The organism is Gottfriedia acidiceleris (genome assembly GCF_002128425.1).
Classification (GTDB): Bacteria; Bacillota; Bacilli; order Bacillales; family Bacillaceae_G; genus Gottfriedia; species Gottfriedia acidiceleris.
In genome coordinates, this window is sequence record NZ_NESS01000002.1 from 350,030 (window position 1) to 369,196 (window position 19,167).

The following is a 19,167-nucleotide window of genomic DNA, read 5'->3' on the forward strand; positions in this document are numbered from 1 at the left end:
TCATAATGTAAATAATATCAAATTTTAACGGAGGAGATCATATGAAGGACTGTATTTCTATTGGACTATTAGGACTAGGAACTGTTGGAAGTGGTGTTGTAAAAATTGTTGAAGATCATCAGGACAGGTTAGCCCATCAAATCGGTTGTTCTGTTCAAGTAAAAAAGGTTCTTGTTAAAGACCTTGAAAAGGAACGTTCAATTTCAATTCAGAAGGATTTATTAACTACAAATGCTTATGAAATTCTAGATGATGCTGAAGTAGATGTTGTTGTAGAGGTAATGGGTGGAATTGAAGATGCTAGACAATACATAATCCATGCTCTTCGAAATAAAAAGCATGTAGTCACAGCAAATAAAGATTTAATGGCTTTATATGGTACTGAATTACTCCGTGTAGCAAATGAAAATAAATGCGATTTATTCTATGAAGCTAGTGTTGCTGGAGGTATACCAATTATTCGTAGTTTAGTAGATGGTTTGGCTGCAGACCGTGTAACTAAGTTAATGGGTATTGTAAATGGAACGACAAATTTTATCCTTACAAAGATGAGCAATGAAGGAAAAGCATATGAGGATGTGTTAAAAGAAGCTCAAGAACTTGGCTTTGCAGAAGCAGATCCTACTTCTGATGTAGAAGGACTAGATGCTGCGAGAAAAATGACAATTTTGGCTAAATTAGGTTTTTCAATGGATGTTGAACTAGAAGATGTGCAAGTACGTGGAATTAGTTCAGTATCTTCAGAAGACATCGATTTTGCTAAATACTTTGGTTATACAATGAAATTAATTGGTTATGCAAAGAGAAACGATAATCGAATTGAAGTTAGTGTTGGACCAACTTTAATTGCACATAATCATCCATTGGCATCTGTTAGCAATGAATTTAATGCAGTTTATGTATATGGTGAAGCAGTAGGAGAAACGATGTTTTATGGACCAGGTGCTGGTAGTTTACCAACAGCAACTGCAATCGTATCTGACTTAGTAGCAGTAATGAAAAACATGCGATTAGGTGTAAACGGCACTAGTGCTGTTTTACCACAATATCCAAAAGAATTAAAAGAAGATAATGAGATTTATTTTAAATCGTTCTTCCGCTTTACAGTAAAAGATCAATTAGGTTCGTTCGCTAAAATTACTTCAATTTTTACAGAATCTGATATTAGCTTTGAGAAAATTATTCAAGTTCCATTAAAGCATAAAGGGCTAGCTGAAATCATTTTAGTAACTCACAATGCTTCATATTCAGCATACAAAAAAGTAATAGATAATTTAGAAACATCTGATGTAGTCGATGAAGTACGTAGCTATTATCGAATTGCAGGTGAAGATCGTGATGTATAAAGGATTAATCGAAAAATATTCAAGTTTCTTACCTATAAATGAAGAAACACCAAAATTAACTTTAAATGAAGGAAATACGCCATTACTGTTCTTACCTCGTTTATCCGAGGAGTGGGGAATTGAATTATTTGTAAAATTAGAAGGACTTAACCCAACAGGTTCATTTAAAGATCGTGGTATGGTAATGGCAGTTGCTAAGGCAAAGGAAGCAGGAAGTTCAGCAATCATTTGTGCATCGACAGGTAACACATCTGCTGCGGCTGCTGCTTATGCTGCAAGAGCTGGAATGAAATGTTTTGTTATTATTCCTAATGGCAAAATTGCATACGGCAAACTTGCGCAGGCTGTCATGTACGGAGCACATATTATTAGTATCGATGGGAATTTTGATCACGCATTACAAATGGTAAGGAAAATTAGTCAGTCTGAACCAATTACTCTAGTAAATTCGGTAAACCCATATCGAATCGAGGGTCAGAAAACAGCTGCCTTCGAAATTTGTGAACAATTAGAAGAAGCTCCTGATGTATTAGCAATACCAGTTGGAAATGCAGGGAATATTACAGCTTACTGGAAAGGGTTTAATGAATATAATTTTTCAAAAGGTTATCAATTACCTAAAATGCATGGTTTTCAAGCAGAAGGTGCAGCACCAATTGTAAATAATAAAAAGATTGAAAATCCTGAAACAATCGCAACTGCAATTCGAATTGGAAACCCAGCAAGCTGGGAGCACGCAGTAAATGCCATCGGGCAATCAAACGGTGCAATCGATAGTGTATCAGATGAGGAAATATTACAAGCGTATAAATGGATTGCATCAAAAGAAGGCGTATTTGCAGAACCAGGTTCATGTGCAAGTATTGCTGGTGTATATAAACAAGCACAGTCTGGTGTAATCAAAAAAGGCTCTAAAGTAGTAGCCATTTTAACAGGTAATGGATTAAAGGATCCAGATATCGCAATTGAATCAAGTAAAATTGAACCAATTTTATTACCGAATGAAGAAAAAATTGTATTAGAACATTTACAAGGTGTGGTTTCGATATGAAAAAACTTTTCCAAATAACAGTTCCTGCAAGCACTGCAAATGTGGGACCTGGTTTTGATTCGATAGGTATCGCTTTAGATCGATACTTAACAATTGAAGTATTTGAACACGTTCAATATAGCTGTGAGGGATTTAGTGAATATTTGAAAGATATTCCACTTGATCAGACAAATTTAATTTTAAAAACAGCAATTGATGTTGCAAAAGCAAATCATAAAACTTTGCCAACATGTCATTTAAAGCTTGAAAGTAATATACCGTTAACAAGAGGTTTAGGAAGTAGTGCATCTGCAATAGTAGGGGGCATTATTCTAGCGAATGAACTTTGTGATCTTCAATTATCTCTAGAAGAACAGCTTAGAATCGCAACTTCAATTGAAGGCCATATGGATAATGTCGGTGCTTCAATTTATGGCGGTTTAGTTATTGGGACTTTTATCGATGGAAAAGCGTATATCCAACACTCGACTTTAAACAAAGTGTCAGTAGTAGCAATAATACCAAAATACGAATTAGAAACTGTACATGCAAGAAATATATTACCTTCAACGATTCCTTATAAGGATGCGATACAATCTAGCAGCTATAGTAATTTATTAGTAATAGCACTATTATCAGAAAATTGGAAACTAGCAGGCGATATGATGAAAAGAGATCTGTTTCATGAACCATATCGATGCAAAATTGTAAAAGAGCTAGACACTCTAAAACAAATCGAATTACCTGAGTATGTACATGGATTTGTTTTAAGTGGTGCCGGTCCAACAGTATTAGCCTTTGTTTCGAAAGAGGGAAGTCCTGAAGCAATTGATTATTTTACAAGTCTTTTTCCAAATTGTGATGTAAGTGAAATAAAAATAGAAAACAAAGGTGCAACAGTTAAACATTCAATCCACTCGAATTAAAAAACACAACCGCTCAATTATAGATAGTTGAGCGGTTTCTTTATTTTTGAAAGATATTAGATGGAGAATAAATATATTTTGAAAGTGCAAAGGTTAGACTGCAATTAAAAACTGTGAAAGTGCAAATAAAAAAGGTAAAACTGCAAATAAAAATTGGGTAAGAGCAATTAAAAAGATCGAACCTTCAAATAAAATCACTAAAACAGCAAATAAGAGCATGAATTGTGAGTAGATTAAACGAAAACCACAAGAAATATCAACAAAAATAGAGTAAGGAATAATTTATTTTTTTTATTTTTCCCGTTCTTTCATATGTTTTTCTGCTAGTAATTGTTTAACTTGATTATAAGTTAAACCAGAATTTGAATTTTTTCTTTTCACTTCGTTAATGTCAGTTCCAGTTATCGTAAAACGTTTATCTTTCATTTGGTTTCATCTCCAAAACAAAATATTTAATTTTATTATTTATTTGTTAAACGGAAAATATGCTTTTAAAAGATTATGAAATAAAACAATTTATTCCTTATTTTTATTGGAATAAAGACATGATAAAATTATTGGTAATATAAGGAAAAGGGGATAAAACCATGCATGAGGTTATCTTTGGAATAGTAGGTTTTATTTTTCGAATCATTTCTTGGTTTGTTATGGAAATAATAGTTCAATTTTTCTTTGATTATTTGCCAAAGAAGTTTTTTGGTTATCCTAATAATGAGAAGGATGATGAATTAATACAAGGGAAAATTTACATATTAGAAAAAGAACCTTGGTTTGGACCATACAAAGACTATTCATTGGAAATTTCTCAAAGAAAAAGTATTCGAAAATTAATCATAAATTTAAAGATGTTAGAGATTCAATCAAATGAAGAAAAGAGAAATGAATTCTTATTTGAATTAGATTGCCGATTATATGACTTAAATCCAAATGGAATTACAAATAGAAAAACGAGCCCGAATTAACGGCTCGTTTACTTATTTTTTATAAACTTTTACAGTAACTGTTTTAACTCCCCATTTTAGGGCGTTTTTCTGATTTGGGATAAATACATCAATTTTATTTCCTTTTAGTGATCCGCCTGTATCACCAGCAATTGCATAGCCATAGCCTTCTACATATACTTTAGAGCCTAGCGGAATTACCTTTGGATCCACAGAAATAACTTTTGCTTTTGGATTCTTTTTTAAGTCTATTCCAGTAGCTGTTTTTCCACTACATCCTTTACAGCTTCCAGTGTAAGCTGTAGCTTTCATTTTGATTACTTTATAAGGTGTAGCAGCTTTAGCTGTAGTTTTTTTAGTTGTTGTTTTTTTAGTCGTTGTTTTTTTCTTAGTTGTAGGGTTAATTTGTAATACTTGATTTACTTTAATAAGGTCTGATTTTAAATGATTCCATGTTTTAATTTGAGAGACTGTTACCTTTTGTTTTTTTGCGATAGCAGATAAAGTATCTCCAGATTTAACTTTGTAAGTTGCTGCGTATGTATTTGTCGTAAATCCCATTGTTAGAAAAACAGTAGTAACAAAACATGTCATTAATTTTTTCATATTTCCCGCTCCTGTCCATCTTCTATGTATAATACTTTACCATGGAAATGTGACAGTAAGATTTCAGTAGCTTTATTTTATATTACAAATATATTACCTTTTTTATAATTTTCTATAAATTCTGCAAAATAGTTACAGTTCGTTTCGACATAATTCTAATTTAAGAAAGTGAAAAGGTAAATTATTGGCTAAAATGCTTGATTTTAAAGGGCTGAACAGGTGGAAACATAGAATAATACGGAGAAATTAAACAGTGAAAACATTTCAATAGGCTTTTAAATAGTCCATAAAAAACATACTTTTTTACTCTATTAAAGATGGGTTTTATTAATTTTGAATTAAAAACAATGTAACAAATTGAGAGGTTTTGTAATATTAGATTTTAATTTAAGGAGTTTATATGCCTAAATTTAAGTTCTATAACCGACTAAAATTTACTAAAAGTTACTAAAAGTTACGTTCATTAGCAAATATACGAAAAAATATTACATACTTTGATAAATAGATAGAATGTATGAATAAACCAAATAAGCTTGAGTATGATTTAGAATTGGACATAAGTAGTATGATTAGACTAAATATTTTGAATAATGTATAATAACAAATGTACTTATAAAACCAAAAGGTGGGGTCGTATGTCAACGAATACATATTCACTTACGTGGGATTTAGATGTTTTCTTTAAAGGAGGAAGTGAATCTCCTGAGTTTGGATCATACATAAAAGAAATTACTAGTCTAGTAGAAAGATTAGAGAGACAAGTTTCTTTGTTTTCTGCTCCTAAAAGTAGTGTTGAAATCGAGGAATTAGCTGATATCATAAGTAATATTGAAGTAATCGGTAAAAAGTTATCACAAGCAAGTGGATTTGTTAGCTGTTTACAAGCTCAAAATATGGCTGATCAAAAGGCTAATTTATTAGAAGGAACATTAACTCAAACTTATGCAGCATATTCAACTTCTTTAACAAAATTCCATAGTCAATTAACTATAATTGAAGAATCTGTTTGGAAAAATATTTTAGAAACTGATGAGTTTAAGGAAATTTCTTTCGCATTAAATGAGCGTCGTCAAAGTGCTAGTGAGTTATTATCAGTTGAACAAGAAGCATTAATTACTGCACTTTCAGTTGATGGATATCATGGTTGGGGTCAAATGTATGACACTGTGGTTGGAAAAATGCAGATTGAACATGATGATAAAGTTTTATCTGTTGGTCAAGCGTCAAATCTTTTTTCTTCTAAGGAACGAAGTGTTCGTAAAGAGGTTTTTGAAAAATGGGAAGAAACATGGGGGAATGAGTCAGATTACTTCGCAAAAATATTAAACCATCTTGCAGGTTTCCGTTTAAGTGTATATGGACAACGTGGATGGAATAATGTATTAAAAGAACCACTATCAATCAATCGTATGAGTCAAGAAACACTTGATTCTATGTGGGGCGCGATAATCGACAATAAAGCTCCATTTGTTGAATATTTAGAAAGAAAAGCTAAATTACTAGGCGTTGAGAAATTAAGTTGGTATGATTTAGATGCGCCTGTTGCTGATACTGATTCTTCTGTTTCATATTCTGAAGGAGCAGAATTTATATTAGATCAATTTGGCCAATTTGGTGATGAATTAACTAATTTTACAAAGATGGCGTTCGAAGATTCATGGATTGAAGCAGAGGATCGTGCAGGTAAACGTCCAGGTGGTTTCTGTACGGGATTCCCTGAGAGCGGTCAATCTCGTATTTTTATGACTTATTCAGGTACACCTTCAAATGTTTCAACATTAGCACATGAATTAGGTCATGCTTTCCATTCATTTGCGATGAAAGATGTTCATACATTTAATAAATATTACGCAATGAATGTTGCAGAAACAGCATCTACTTTTGCAGAAATGATCGTAGCTGATGCAGCCGTTAAAAATGCAAATTCAGATCAGGAGCGACTTGCACTATTAGAAGACAAAATTCAACGTAGTGTTGCATTTTATATGAACATTCACGCTCGCTTCTTGTTTGAAACGCGTTTTTACGAAGAGCGTAAAAATGGTGTTGTAAGTAAAAATAGAATAAATGAACTGATGGAAGAAGCTCAAAAAGAAGCATACTCTGGGGCTTTAGAAGAGTATCATCCACATTTCTGGGCATCTAAACTACACTTCTATATTACAGGTGTTCCGTTCTATAACTTCCCATATACTTTTGGATACTTATTCTCATTAGGAATTTATGCAAAAGCATTAGAAGAAGGTAAGAGCTATGAACAGAAATATATTGCTCTTTTAAAAGATACAGCTTCTATGACAGTTGAAGAATTAGCTCAAAAACATTTAGGTGTAGATTTAACAAAACGCGATTTCTGGGAGAAAGCTGTAAAACTATCTCTTAAAGATGTTGAAGAATTTTTATCGATCACTGAATGATAACTATGATGAGGACTCGTTTAATTACGAGTTCTTTTCCTGTTTTAAATGGCTTTATTAAGATTTTTGTAGATTTATTAAAAAGAGATAAGAAAATACGGAGGGGTTTTTTAATCATTACCTCTTTAGTAGGGGAGTGACTAAAGTGAATAGTTTTAAATTTTTAAAACCATATAAAATAACAATTTTCGCGGCAATCGTCTTTTTACTATTAGAATTAGTAGTTGAATTATTTCAACCTTACATTTTATCTAATATTATAAACAATGGAATAGTAAACAAAGACATGGCTTATGTTACAAAATGGGGAATCGTTATGATCGGGTTATCGATTGTAGCTTTTATTGGAGGGGTATTAAATACTTTTTATGCAACCCATGTAGCCCAAAGCTATTCATTTATGTTAAGGAAAACATTATTTGAGAAAGTGCAAACTTTTTCATTTACTACATTTAGTTACTTACCAACCTCATCCATCATTACTAGATTGACAAATGACGTATCACAATTACAAAGTGCAGTATTTATGAGTTTAAGGATTATTTTAAGAGCGCCATTAATTGTAACTGGTAGTGTCGTAATGGCATTAATTTTAAATTGGAGGCTTTCTTTTATTCTATTTTTAATTTTACCTTTCTTATTTATGTTTCTTAATTGGATGGTTAAAAAAGGTAGAGGGCTATTTAAGAATGTTCAAGATAATGTGGATATCGTAAATAGTGTACTTAGAGAAAATTTAGTTGGAATGAAATTAATTAAAGCGTTTGTACGAAATGAACATGAAAATAATCGATTTCAACATATAAATCAAAATTTAAAACAAAAAACTTCTGTTGCATTAAGAACAATGGAAATTACGATGCCAGTAATGCTTCTATTTATGAATGCTTCCATTCTGATCGTATTATGGTTTGGAAATAGTAAAGTACATTCACACGAAACAAATATTGGAGATATTGTTGCAATTGTAAATTATATTTCTCGTATTACTTCATCATTTACTGTTTTTTCATTTATCATTAGTGCATTTTCAAGAATGAGAGCTTCTTCTGAACGTATCGATGAAATTTTAACAATTGAAGAAGACTTTGTAGAAAAGAATGAAGGAAATCAACTATCAAATCGATTAGAAGGAAAAATTCAATTCCATCAAGTTTCCTTCAGTTATCCGAATTCTGAAAAAGAAGTGCTAAAAAATATTTCATTTGTTGCATACCCTCAAGCAACAATTGCAATATTAGGTTCAACTGGGTCAGGAAAAACATCATTATTCCAATTAATCCCTCGTTTATATGATGTTAATTCTGGAACCATTTTAATTGATGATCAAGATATACGTAAAATAAACAGTAAGCAACTAAGAGGACAAATTGGTTATGTACCTCAAGAAGCTTTACTGTTTACAGGTACAATCAAAGAAAATTTATTAATGGGTAGAGAAAGTGCATCAGATGAGGAAGTTTATTTAGCGGCAAAACATGCACAAATTCATGATACAATTTTGACTTTTCCAAATGGATATGAAAGTTTAATTGGTCAAAAAGGTGTTAACCTTTCAGGTGGTCAAAAACAAAGACTTTCTATAGCAAGAGCAATCCTCAGAAAACCTAGTATTTTATTACTTGATGATAGTACAAGTGCATTGGATTTAAAAACTGAAGCTAGCTTGATTGAAGCTTTAAAAAATTACGAGTGTACGACATTAATCATTACACAAAAAATCAGCACTGCTAAAAATGCAGATAAAATATTAATTATTGATGAGGGTGAATTAGTAGAAGAGGGTACACATGAATCCTTATTAAAAAGTTCAAAACTATATAAAGCTATCTACTATTCACAATATGGAAAGGAGGAGATTCATAATGTTAAAGGAGCTAACTAAACCTTTCCAATATAAACACTTACAATTATCAAAGAACAAGAAGAGAAACGAATCTTCTCGCGCAAACAATGTTTCCTCCACATTGAAAAGAATATGGTCTTACCTTGCACTAATGAAGGGTAAACTAGTTGTTGTACTATTAATGGTTTTAGTAAGTTCTGTACTAGGCTTATTAGGACCTGTATTAGTAGGCTATTCAATTGACCATTATATTTTAAAAAATAATTTAAGTGGTTTAAGTTTGTTAATCATTGCGTTAGTGTTTATTTACTTAGGTTATTCGGCATCATTGTTTTTACAAAATTTTTGGATGATCGATATAGCTCAAAACACTGTAACCAAAATGAGAACCGAATTATTTAATATGTTTCATAAATTACCAATGTCATTTTTTGAAAAAAGACAACACGGTGAGTTAATGAGTCGTGTGACGAATGACTTGGAAAATGTCAGTTCGACTTTAAATACTTCGGTAATCCAAGTATTTTCAAGTGTTTTAACTTTAGTTGGTACTATTTCAGTTATGCTTTGGTATAGCCCAATTTTAACTTTATTGACTTTATCAATTGTTCCAGTATTAATAATTGGTATAAAATGGATTACACACCGTACTGGCCAACTTTATAAAATTCAGCAACGTAACTTAGGTGAGTTAAATGGATTTATTGAAGAAACAGTATCTGGTCAAAGAATCATTAAGACTTTTTCACAAGAAGATAAAATGATTCGAGACTTTTTAAATAAAAATGAAAAATTGAGAAACTCAGGGTTTTGGGCATTTATCTTTGCCGGATTTATTCCTAAATTCATGAACGTTTTAAATAATGTAAGCTTTGCAATTATTGCAGGTATTGGTGGCTACTTTGCATATAAAGGTCATATCTCTATTGGTACAATTGTCGTATTTACTGAGTATTCAAGGCAATTTACTCGTCCACTAAACGATTTATCAAATCAGTTTAATACATTACTTTCTGCGATCGCTGGAGCTGAAAGAGTATTTTCAATTATTGATGAAGATATTGAAGCAATTGATGAGTCTCACATTATCAACGATCAAAAAGTTATTCAAGGTGAAGTGGAATATAAAAATGTTAATTTTTCTTACGGGAAAGATTCAAATACATTAACAAATGTTTCATTTAAAGTGTCACAAGGAGAAACAATTGCTTTAATCGGACCGACAGGAGCAGGTAAAACGACAGTAGTAAATTTACTTTCACGCTTTTATCAAATCAATAGTGGTGATATACTCATAGATGGTGTAAGTATTGGTCAATATTCTAGAAAAAACTTGAGACAGCAAATGGCATTTGTTTTACAAGATTCATTTTTATTTAAAGGAACAATTCGCGAAAATATACGGTATGGTCGTTTAGATGCAACGGATGAAGAAGTAGAAGAGGCTGCAAAGCTTGCCAATGCACATAGTTTTATTATGAAATCTACTAAAGGATATGATACAATCTTACAACAAGATGATCAGCAAATTAGTCAAGGTCAAAAGCAACTTCTCTCAATTGCTCGTGCTATTCTAGCAAATCCTGCAATTTTAATTTTAGATGAAGCGACAAGTAGTATTGATACGATTACTGAAATTAAAATTCAAGAAGCTTTACAAAGACTAATGCAAGGCCGAACAAGCTTTGTTATTGCTCATCGACTAAATACAATAAAAAATGCTAATCAAATACTTGTTTTGAAAAATGGAATGTGTATAGAGAGAGGTTCACATGAAGAATTAATTGATAAACAAGGCTTTTACTATGAATTAGTAAATCATCAAGGGATGAATGAAGATCAGCATATACAATAAAGGGTGGAAACATGGATTACAATTCGTTTAAAGAAATTATTCACGGAAGAAGAAGTATTCGAAAATTTACTGATCAAGCAGTTTCAAATGAAATAATTGAAGAAATTATTGACTGCGCACGTTATGCTCCAAGTGATACAAACTCACAAACTTGGGAGTTTATTATAATTAAAAACACTGACAAAATTAAAAAAATTGAAGAGATGACTTGGGATTCTTTACATGAAGTTGCTGAAAAAGCAAAAGAAAAAGGATTAGAAAAAGAAGGTAAATTATTAGTTCGCTCTTTTGGTCCTTATGCAACAGCATTTAGAGAAGCACCAGTTTTAATTATTTGTTTAGCAACACCTTACGAATCAAAATTCAGAACAAAAATATTTGATCCAATTGGCTTTGTTGAAAATGAAGTTTGGAAAGAAGAAGGAATTAAAAGTAGCTGCTTAGCATCACAAAACTTAATGTTAGCTGCTCACGCATTAGGATTAGGAACATGTCCAATGACAGGTCCAGTTCTATTAGCTCAAGATAAACTTAGAACATATTTAGAGATCGAGGATAACCGTGAAATTAATATGGTCATTTCACTTGGATATCCATCTGAACCAGCAAAAAAACTTGCACGTAAAGAAGTAGCAGAAATTATTCGTTACGTTGATTAATAAACTAAGTAGCCCACGAGGAAATTACTCGTGGGTTTTTTTGTGTTTATACAGTAGATTCAATTAATATTAATAATCTATTAACTAAGTTCACAACTTTATTAATATAATTAGTTTGTATTTTAGAGTGTGAGATATTTGAAAATTTACTTTTACACCTATTTGAAATACTATACTAATATATAATAACAATTGAATTTATATTAATATATCTGTATAATTACTCAAGGTATTATAAGCAGAAGATTTTTTTATTGAAAGGTGCAGTATCATCATGGATTCGACTAAAAAATTAGGTGTAATGGGTTTATCATTTTTAAGCATAAATGCAATATTAGGTTTGCGTAATATTGCTTTCGCTTCAACAATTGGTCCTTCAGCATTATTTTATTGGATTGTTGCAGCATTAATCTATTTTATTCCAATTGGATTGATCGTAGCTGAGCTATCTACAACCTATCCAAACCAAGGCGGAATGGGTGTTTGGGTTCGAAAAGCTTTTGGAGAAAAAGCTTCATTTTTATGTTCGTGGTTTTTTTGGATTGCTAATTTTACATACTATCCTTCACTTTTATTAACAACTACAATTGCGATTGCATATGGAATTAACCAGCCACAAATGGCAACTCACCCTATGAAAACAGCTATTATATCAAGTGTTATATTTTGGATCGTTACTTTACTTACATTAAAGGGTACTAAAATGAGCGGAAGGCTTGCGTCGATTGGGGCACCACTTGGGGTTTTAGTTCCTGCAATTTTAATATTTGGTTTTGGATTTTATAGTATGTTTAGTGGTGAGCCAAGCGCTACTCACTTTACACAGAGTACAATCATGCCAAATAATTTATCTCTTGGAACGATTATGTTTTTATCAACATTAATGTTTGGATTTTCAGGGGCAGAAATGTTAGGAACAATTGCGGGGAATGTAAGGAACCCACAAAAAACATTTCCAAGAGCAATTTTTATCACATCTATTATTATTGCATTAGTCTATATACTTGCAACAGTTGCATTTCAATTTGTCATTACTATTTCATCTGACCAAACTGCGACAGCACTTTACTTATTTGCAAATAAAATAACATCTCAATTTGGACTGAATTTTTCACTCTCACAAATTTTAGGAATCTGTTTTGTGTTAGCATTTGTAGGATCTCTTTCATTTTTAATTTTGAATCCTAGTGTAATGATTGCTGAAAGTTCAAAAGAGGTTCTTCCTAAAAATTTATTAAAAGAAAATAAAGATGGAATGCCATCAATTTTAGTATTAGGTCAAGCAGTTGCAGTTACATGCATTTTAATTCTTTCTGCTTTTGTACCAAGTGTCTCAAAGGCATTAAATATGTTAATTTTAATGTCGACTTTGGCGTTTTTTATCCCTTACGTATTTTTAATTAGTGCTTATATTAAACTTCGAATGACTGATAAAAAAGTAAACAGACCGTTTAAAATTAAAAGCAATTCAGTAGCTTTATTTGTTGCACTAATTGGAATGATTTCAGTAGTTGGAACAATCGGATTAACACTTATTCCAGCTCCAGATACTACATTATTAGAATATTTACCAATTGTGCTTGGACCGATTTTATTCGGATGTATAGGATTTATTCTATATAGTAATGGAACAAAAGGTAAAAAGAAACATATGAAAAACTAATAAAAACACCTAAATTATTTATAATAGAATAATTTAGGTGTTTTTGATATTTTTTAGAAAAGTGACTCTAATTCAGTCACTAATGAACCAACATACTCAACAGCTTCTTTGATTGGTGCACTTGTCGTTAGATCAACACCAGCCATTTTTAAAAGTTCAACAGGTTTTTTCGATCCGCCTGTTTTTAATACTTCAATCCAAGCATCAATAACTGGTTGTCCCTCAGATGCAATTCTTCGTGAAATAGCGGTAGATGCAGTCAAACCAGCAGAATAAGTATATGGATAAAGACCCATATAATAATGAGGCTGGCGCATCCAAGTTAAACTTGCACCCTCATCTAATTCAACAGAATCTCCCCAAAATTCTTTCAGAACATTACCTTTAACTTCACAGAATGTTGTCGCAGTAAGAGGCGTACCTTTTTCAGCAAGTTCATAAACTCTTCTTTGAAACTCACCTTCAAGTAAATGAGTTACAAAATTATGATAATAAGTACCTAGCAATTGAAGAATCACCCAACGCTTCATTTTTGGATCATTCGTTTGTTTTAATAAATATTGTCCTAATAACATCTCGTTAAATGTCGAAGGTGCTTCAACAAAATACATAGAAGGACGAGTATTTACAACACGTTGATATTTGTTTGCATAATAGAAATGACCAGCATGTCCGAGCTCATGAGCAAGTACAAATGCATTTCGCATAGTATCCTGCCAGCTAATTAAAATGTAAGGGTGTACTCCATATGGACTAGAGCAAAAAGCTCCTGTTGATTTTCCAACATTATCGGAATAATCAATCCAACGCTCGTCAAACGCTTTTTCCATAATCGAAATATAGTCAGGTCCCATAATTTCTAGTGATTTTAAAATCGTTTCTTTTGCTTCTTCATATGTAGTACTCGGATTGAAATCTGGATCTAGTGGAGCTTTTAAATCATAAAAATGCATCGTTTCTAGTCCAAGTTGTTTTTTCTTTAAGTTAGCTAGTCTACGCATATGTGGTGCAAGTTCTTTAAAGATGATATTTAATTGATTATGATACATTTCTAAAGATACTTTGTGGTCTTGCAGTAGCATATGTGTAACTGATTCATATTTACGCAATTTACTTAAAGCGACTTCCTTTTTTACTTGAGTAGCATAAATCGAAGCATATGTATTTTTGTATTGGGTAAGCGTTTTAGTAAAAGATTCATACGCTTGTTTTCGTACTGTATGATTTGGAGAGAATTCATATAAATTTTCAAACATAGCAAAGGAATTTTCTAATTCTTTTCCATTTTCATCTTCAAAGGAATCGAATTTTAAATCAGCGGCCTTACTTGTTTGGTAAATTCGATATGGGGCAGAAGTAACTTCGCCAATCGCAGCTAAAGCCTCTTCAGTTTCAGGGAGTAATTTATGTTCCTTAGATGCAATAATTTCTTCTAATAATAATTTAAAAACCTCAATTTCGTTTTCTTCCTTAATAAATGCTTCTAACATTTCATTATTTAAATGTAAAAGCTCTGACTGAATAAACGTTAAAGTTGTATTTGCTTTCGTACTTAAGCTAGAAAATTGTAAACTATCAGATTGATTTTGAGAATCTGAACCATCTCCAGACTGACGTAAGCTGACATATGTACCACAACGAATTAATTGAAGCATAATAGATTCATAAGTTAATAATGCCTTTTTTAAACTTTCAGCAGACTTAAGGACAGAACCTTTCAACGATTTTGCCTCTACTAAATCATTTTCAATAAGTTCTAAAGCAACAAGCCACTCCGCACGAGTCGGATATAAATCCTCTAATTTCCATGTCATTTCTGTTGGAACCTCAGCACGGGTTAAACGTTTTACTAACATTTTTTCCATCAAATTGCCTCCTTCAGTAGTAGTTGGTACGAGTCTATTATACTGTATAAAAACATTTTAAGGGTGAAATTATTCGATAAAATTGAAAATTATAACAATTCGACTGCACAAGTCCTCATTATTTTGATAAAATTAATTGTATTTGGTTAAAAATTTCAACTATTAGAAATAATTTTGGAAATTAATTTTATTCGTAAGAAGGGAGTTTTTTAAGAACGAATGAAAAATTTTAAAATGGTCTGTTTACTAACTTTGGCAACTATTGCACTATCAGCATGTACAATTAAAAAACCTCCACAAAATTTGGCTATTCATGCAGACGGAAGTTTTGATCCTAAAAGTATTGGAATTAAAGTGGAATCATCACTTCCTAAAAATGCAAAATTTAATATTCTGTTTAAAGATGATGATACAAAGAAGGTAATCTACGAAACTACTATTAAAACGGATGAAAGAGGCACTGCAAATAAGAAAATTGCAATAGACTTAGGCGATAAAAATTTAACAGGATTCTTATTTTTTAAACCTGATGAGCAACCAAAAAACATTCAAGACAAATTTGGTAAAAATGGTGAAAATATTCGATCAAATACAATGGGATATAGGGTTGGGAAGAAGAATAACCAAAAGTATATATACATAAAGCAATACGGGACATTTTGGAAATTTGGTAAGTTAGATGATGGAGGTTTTCTAGTATTTAGTAAAGAGAAGATAAAGCAAGAAAAGGAGGGGAAATAATACACAATTAGACTAATAAGATTGTGTATAAAATATGATACAAACTAGTAGAATTATTTCTAAATATCTTCTTCAGTTTTGTTTAACTGTATTCGGAATTGGTTTAATTACGGCTACTTCTTTTACTCTATTTTTACCAAAAGGAGAGCGGCTAGCTGAGTTTTGGAATCAACTACAAATCTTTTTTTGGAGTTTTTTTTACTTCGATAATTTGGAAGTTTACTTAAAAGAATTTCAATATGTTCCTTTTTCTTCCGTATTTTTAGAGCCATACGTTTATTCTTTTACAATCCTTTTTTCGGCGTTTTTACTATCAATCATTGGCGCATTAATTATTTCTTACATAGTAAATTTAGGTCCAAAGTCATTTAGAAAAATAATGAATAGTATTCTATTTTTCCTACAATCTATACCAGATGTAATAATGATTTGCGCATTACAAATATTCTTTTTATGGATTTTTAATAAAACCGGCGTTAAAATTGTGGATCCAGTAAATGGCTTTGAATCTAAAGCTTACGCATTACCGATCATCCTTGTATCGATCATTCCTACGATCCAACTTTTCCAGATGTTATTTCTAGCAATACAGGAAGAGAAAATTAGAGACTATGTAGATTATGCAAAAGCAAAGGGGCTTTCTGATTCTTGGATTATAATCCGCCATATATTCCGAAATGTTACGATTACTTTATTAAGTAATAGTAAGCTAATATTTTGGCTGATGATTTCAAATCTATTAATAGTAGAAAAGTTCTTTAATATGAAAGGTTATTTTTCATTTTTATTTAATAATAGTAGATCTCCTGAAATCTTTTTTATGGCACTAGTTTTACTATTTATCCCATTCTTTTTGCTAGATATTTTGTTTAAACAAATTGTTAATAAAATGAAAGGGGGAGAAGCTGTATGATAAAAAATAGAAAGTATTTACCAATCATAATAGGAAGCTTTATCATACTTGGCTTAATCACCTTTAGTTTTATTTATACTTACTTTATAAAAGATACATTAAAGCCACCTCCAGCCTTGTTATACAATGCTGAAGGTAAATTAATAGATTCATATGGATATCCGCCAAGCCTAAAATATCTTTTTGGTGTTGACCGGTATGGAAGAGATGTATTTTGGATGGTAATTGATGGTGCTAAATACACTTTATCCATTGCCATAGTTGTTGGATTAATTAGAGTCATATTTGGCGGTTTATTAGGTGCTTTTTTCGGGTTCATGAATCAAAGATTATTAAAAATTATTGAACCAATTTTGAATGCATTTCGATTTGTACCAGCTGTTATCATTATATTTCCATTTTTTGAGAAACTAAATGACGTTCCAGAAGCAGCCAAAGAAAAAACGATTGCCATTCAATTATCATTACTAATCATTATTTCGATACCAGTACTGATGAATTCAATTGGTGAAGAAGTTAGAGATTTTTTAAAAAATGATTTCATTACTAGCTCTAGAATCATTGGTGCTCGAAATGGTTGGATACGACGAAAACACGTCATCCCATATTTACGTAGCCGTATTCTTTTATTATTTGTACAACAGACTATTCAAACTTTATTTTTACTAACACAATTAGGTGTTTTCAAACTATTTATTGGTGGAGTTAAAGTCCTATCCCTAGATATCAATGTTGATCGACCAATGTCAAAAGCAAACGAATGGTCGGCGATGATTGGTGCAAATTATATCGAGTTATCGATCGATCCATGGGTCATTGTAGGACCAAGTATAGCTTTTATTATTTCAATATTTGCTTTTAACCTTATGAAATTGGGCATTGAGCGTTTAATGGACAACCAAACAATCCATAAAAAGAAGCAACTAATGAAAAATGAGAGTTTATATCCTGGATTAAATGATTTTGATTTTGTGAATAAGGAAAAATTTAATGAAGCTAGTAGGAAAGTAGAGGACGAACCTAAATCGAGTGGGCAGCTTGCAACTAGATAATAAAGTAATAGAAAACCTTTGTTCTAAATTGAGAATAAGGGTTTTTTATTTTTTTTGGCTCTATTTTGTCGAGTTTTATTAACATTTAGTGGAAGAAGAATTTTTAAAAAACAGCCATTTAAATCCCAATATATGGTAAAATTTATCAGTACAGTAATTAATTTTTAGGAGTGTTCTAACTATGCAAAATAAATATACGGTACTATTTTTACTATTGTTTATTATTTCAATTACAGGTGGATTAGCACTTAAAAATGTTCTCGAGTTTTCGATGATATATGGCGTAGGATTAGGACTGGTATTTTTAGTTTGCTCGATCTACATTTTAGTAAAAAGTCAGAAGAAAATAAGTGCACGTTAAACTTATTATCTTATTTACTATCTAAAGAAATGTTTATAGCCTCTAAACGAATATTGCCATGACATTGTACACAACAATATAATAACTTTCTGTTCTCCTTGTACAACTTATATTCCTTACTACCTTCGTATAATCTAAATTCCTTTTTACAACAAAAACAAGTGATATCATAAAAAAACATTGTACATCCTCCCCAGAGATGACACATTTGTTTTAAGATAATATGGATACATTCTTATAGTAGGTGAACTTAATTATATCAGCTAGGCCGTGAAAACAAACTATGCTTGGATTTTCTTTATTACCAAATTCGTAATATCTCACTTTTTTATTCTCTATGTTTAACAAAACTTTCTGCAATTTCGGAGCCCCCAAATGACTTTTATATAAATAAAAACTTCTATAATTTTGTTCAATTTCCTCTTTACAAAAATAGTTTCTATTCATTTGATTGTTTATCTGTTATTAACTAATCTGTCAGCTTGTTCAAAAGAAGTATTTGAGGATTCATGGCTGGCTAACGCATGTATTTGTGACATAAGAGAACAGTCGCTTTTGTGGCATTATTATTCATATAAATGTTTCGATAAGTCAGAAAATTCGCCTTAAATTGGATAATTATGGTAAAATTATTTAATATAATAAGCATTAGGGAGGTTGGCAAAATGAATAATAAAGCCAGAACTATTATAACCCTAATATTTAGTTTACTTATTTTTGCTCTTGGAATGTTTAGGATACTTACAGAAACACTCTCTTCAACATCATTGTTTGTAGCATATATTTTTGCTATTACTGGGTTACTTGGGGTTGTTACAAATGGTTTAATCCTTGGAAAACTACAATCTAAATAACCAAAGCTGATTGCGGCTCATTTAAAGAATCGCTTTTTCTTATCCAACTAAACATGTGTTAATTGAACAACTTGAACGATAGTAAATTTATA

Annotated in this window: 17 protein-coding genes; 14 read left to right on the forward strand and 3 right to left on the reverse strand. The window is 31.3% G+C overall.

Going from position 1 to position 19,167, the window contains the following annotated elements:
- The first annotated feature begins 41 nt into the window (after positions 1-41).
- The 3 genes from B6K90_RS05640 to thrB are packed head-to-tail and all read left to right on the forward strand — an operon-like array spanning position 42 to position 3,302.
- The gene (locus tag B6K90_RS05640) at positions 42-1,346 is read left to right on the forward strand and encodes a homoserine dehydrogenase (protein WP_088011756.1); all 1,305 of its coding nucleotides are present in this window, start codon (positions 42-44) and stop codon (positions 1,344-1,346) included.
- On the forward strand, positions 1,339-2,397 hold the full coding sequence (gene thrC, locus B6K90_RS05645; RefSeq protein WP_170927387.1) for a threonine synthase: 1,059 nt from the start codon (positions 1,339-1,341) through the stop codon (positions 2,395-2,397). Before B6K90_RS05640 ends, thrC begins: the two co-directional genes overlap by 8 nt.
- Positions 2,394-3,302: a homoserine kinase gene (gene thrB / locus B6K90_RS05650; RefSeq protein ID WP_088011758.1), complete on the forward strand. Its 909-nt coding sequence runs from the start codon at positions 2,394-2,396 to the stop codon at positions 3,300-3,302. The genes thrC and thrB overlap by 4 nt, the downstream gene beginning before the upstream one ends.
- A gap of 291 nt (positions 3,303-3,593) precedes the next feature.
- On the opposite strand, the gene B6K90_RS24325 is transcribed toward thrB, so the two are convergent.
- The gene (locus B6K90_RS24325) at positions 3,594-3,728 is read right to left on the reverse strand and encodes a hypothetical protein (protein WP_088011759.1); all 135 of its coding nucleotides are present in this window, start codon (positions 3,726-3,728) and stop codon (positions 3,594-3,596) included.
- 161 nt (positions 3,729-3,889) lie between these two features.
- Between B6K90_RS24325 and B6K90_RS05660 the strand changes: the two genes are divergently transcribed.
- Entirely contained in the window at positions 3,890-4,264 is a 375-nt protein-coding gene (locus tag B6K90_RS05660) for a hypothetical protein (RefSeq protein ID WP_088011760.1), read from the forward strand.
- A gap of 12 nt (positions 4,265-4,276) precedes the next feature.
- Here B6K90_RS05660 and B6K90_RS05665 read toward each other — a convergent pair whose 3' ends face one another.
- Positions 4,277-4,849: a 3D domain-containing protein gene (locus B6K90_RS05665; RefSeq protein WP_088011761.1), complete on the reverse strand. Its 573-nt coding sequence runs from the start codon at positions 4,847-4,849 to the stop codon at positions 4,277-4,279.
- 635 nt (positions 4,850-5,484) lie between these two features.
- Between B6K90_RS05665 and B6K90_RS05670 the strand changes: the two genes are divergently transcribed.
- From B6K90_RS05670 to B6K90_RS05690, 5 genes are all read left to right on the forward strand, one after another.
- Positions 5,485-7,266 carry a M3 family oligoendopeptidase gene (locus B6K90_RS05670; RefSeq protein ID WP_088011762.1) on the forward strand — a complete coding sequence of 594 codons (1,782 nt, stop codon included), beginning with the start codon at positions 5,485-5,487 and terminating at the stop codon, positions 7,264-7,266.
- Between the two features lie 145 nt (positions 7,267-7,411).
- Positions 7,412-9,151 carry an ABC transporter ATP-binding protein gene (locus B6K90_RS05675; protein WP_235821723.1) on the forward strand — a complete coding sequence of 580 codons (1,740 nt, stop codon included), beginning with the start codon at positions 7,412-7,414 and terminating at the stop codon, positions 9,149-9,151.
- Positions 9,132-10,967 (forward strand): ABC transporter ATP-binding protein, encoded by a 1,836-nt coding sequence (locus B6K90_RS05680; protein ID WP_088011764.1) that lies wholly within the window; start codon positions 9,132-9,134, stop codon positions 10,965-10,967. The genes B6K90_RS05675 and B6K90_RS05680 overlap by 20 nt, the downstream gene beginning before the upstream one ends.
- An 11-nt stretch (positions 10,968-10,978) precedes the next feature.
- A complete protein-coding gene (locus tag B6K90_RS05685; RefSeq protein ID WP_056473231.1) occupies positions 10,979-11,626 on the forward strand; it encodes a nitroreductase family protein in 648 nt (215 codons plus the stop codon).
- Positions 11,627-11,900: 274 nt separating this feature from the next.
- On the forward strand, positions 11,901-13,289 hold the full coding sequence (locus B6K90_RS05690) for an amino acid permease (protein WP_088011765.1): 1,389 nt from the start codon (positions 11,901-11,903) through the stop codon (positions 13,287-13,289).
- A 53-nt stretch (positions 13,290-13,342) separates the two neighbouring features.
- Here the strand turns inward: B6K90_RS05690 and pepF are convergent, their stop codons facing one another.
- Entirely contained in the window at positions 13,343-15,154 is a 1,812-nt protein-coding gene (pepF, locus tag B6K90_RS05695) for an oligoendopeptidase F (protein ID WP_088011766.1), read from the reverse strand.
- 219 nt (positions 15,155-15,373) lie between these two features.
- On the opposite strand from pepF, the gene B6K90_RS05700 reads away from it, so the two are divergent.
- The 5 genes from B6K90_RS05700 (at position 15,374) to B6K90_RS05725 (ending at position 19,075) form a co-directional block, all read left to right on the forward strand.
- The gene (locus tag B6K90_RS05700; protein ID WP_088011767.1) at positions 15,374-15,895 is read left to right on the forward strand and encodes a hypothetical protein; all 522 of its coding nucleotides are present in this window, start codon (positions 15,374-15,376) and stop codon (positions 15,893-15,895) included.
- Between the two features lie 34 nt (positions 15,896-15,929).
- Complete coding sequence (locus tag B6K90_RS05705; protein ID WP_088011768.1) at positions 15,930-16,808, forward strand: ABC transporter permease subunit; 879 nt, start codon at positions 15,930-15,932, stop codon at positions 16,806-16,808.
- The gene (locus B6K90_RS05710; protein ID WP_088011769.1) at positions 16,805-17,860 is read left to right on the forward strand and encodes an ABC transporter permease; all 1,056 of its coding nucleotides are present in this window, start codon (positions 16,805-16,807) and stop codon (positions 17,858-17,860) included. The genes B6K90_RS05705 and B6K90_RS05710 overlap by 4 nt, the downstream gene beginning before the upstream one ends.
- A gap of 181 nt (positions 17,861-18,041) precedes the next feature.
- The gene (locus tag B6K90_RS05715; RefSeq protein WP_088011770.1) at positions 18,042-18,221 is read left to right on the forward strand and encodes a hypothetical protein; all 180 of its coding nucleotides are present in this window, start codon (positions 18,042-18,044) and stop codon (positions 18,219-18,221) included.
- A 665-nt stretch (positions 18,222-18,886) separates the two neighbouring features.
- Positions 18,887-19,075, forward strand: coding sequence for a hypothetical protein (locus tag B6K90_RS05725; protein WP_088011772.1), 189 nt, complete (start codon positions 18,887-18,889; stop codon positions 19,073-19,075).
- Positions 19,076-19,167: the final 92 nt, after the last annotated feature.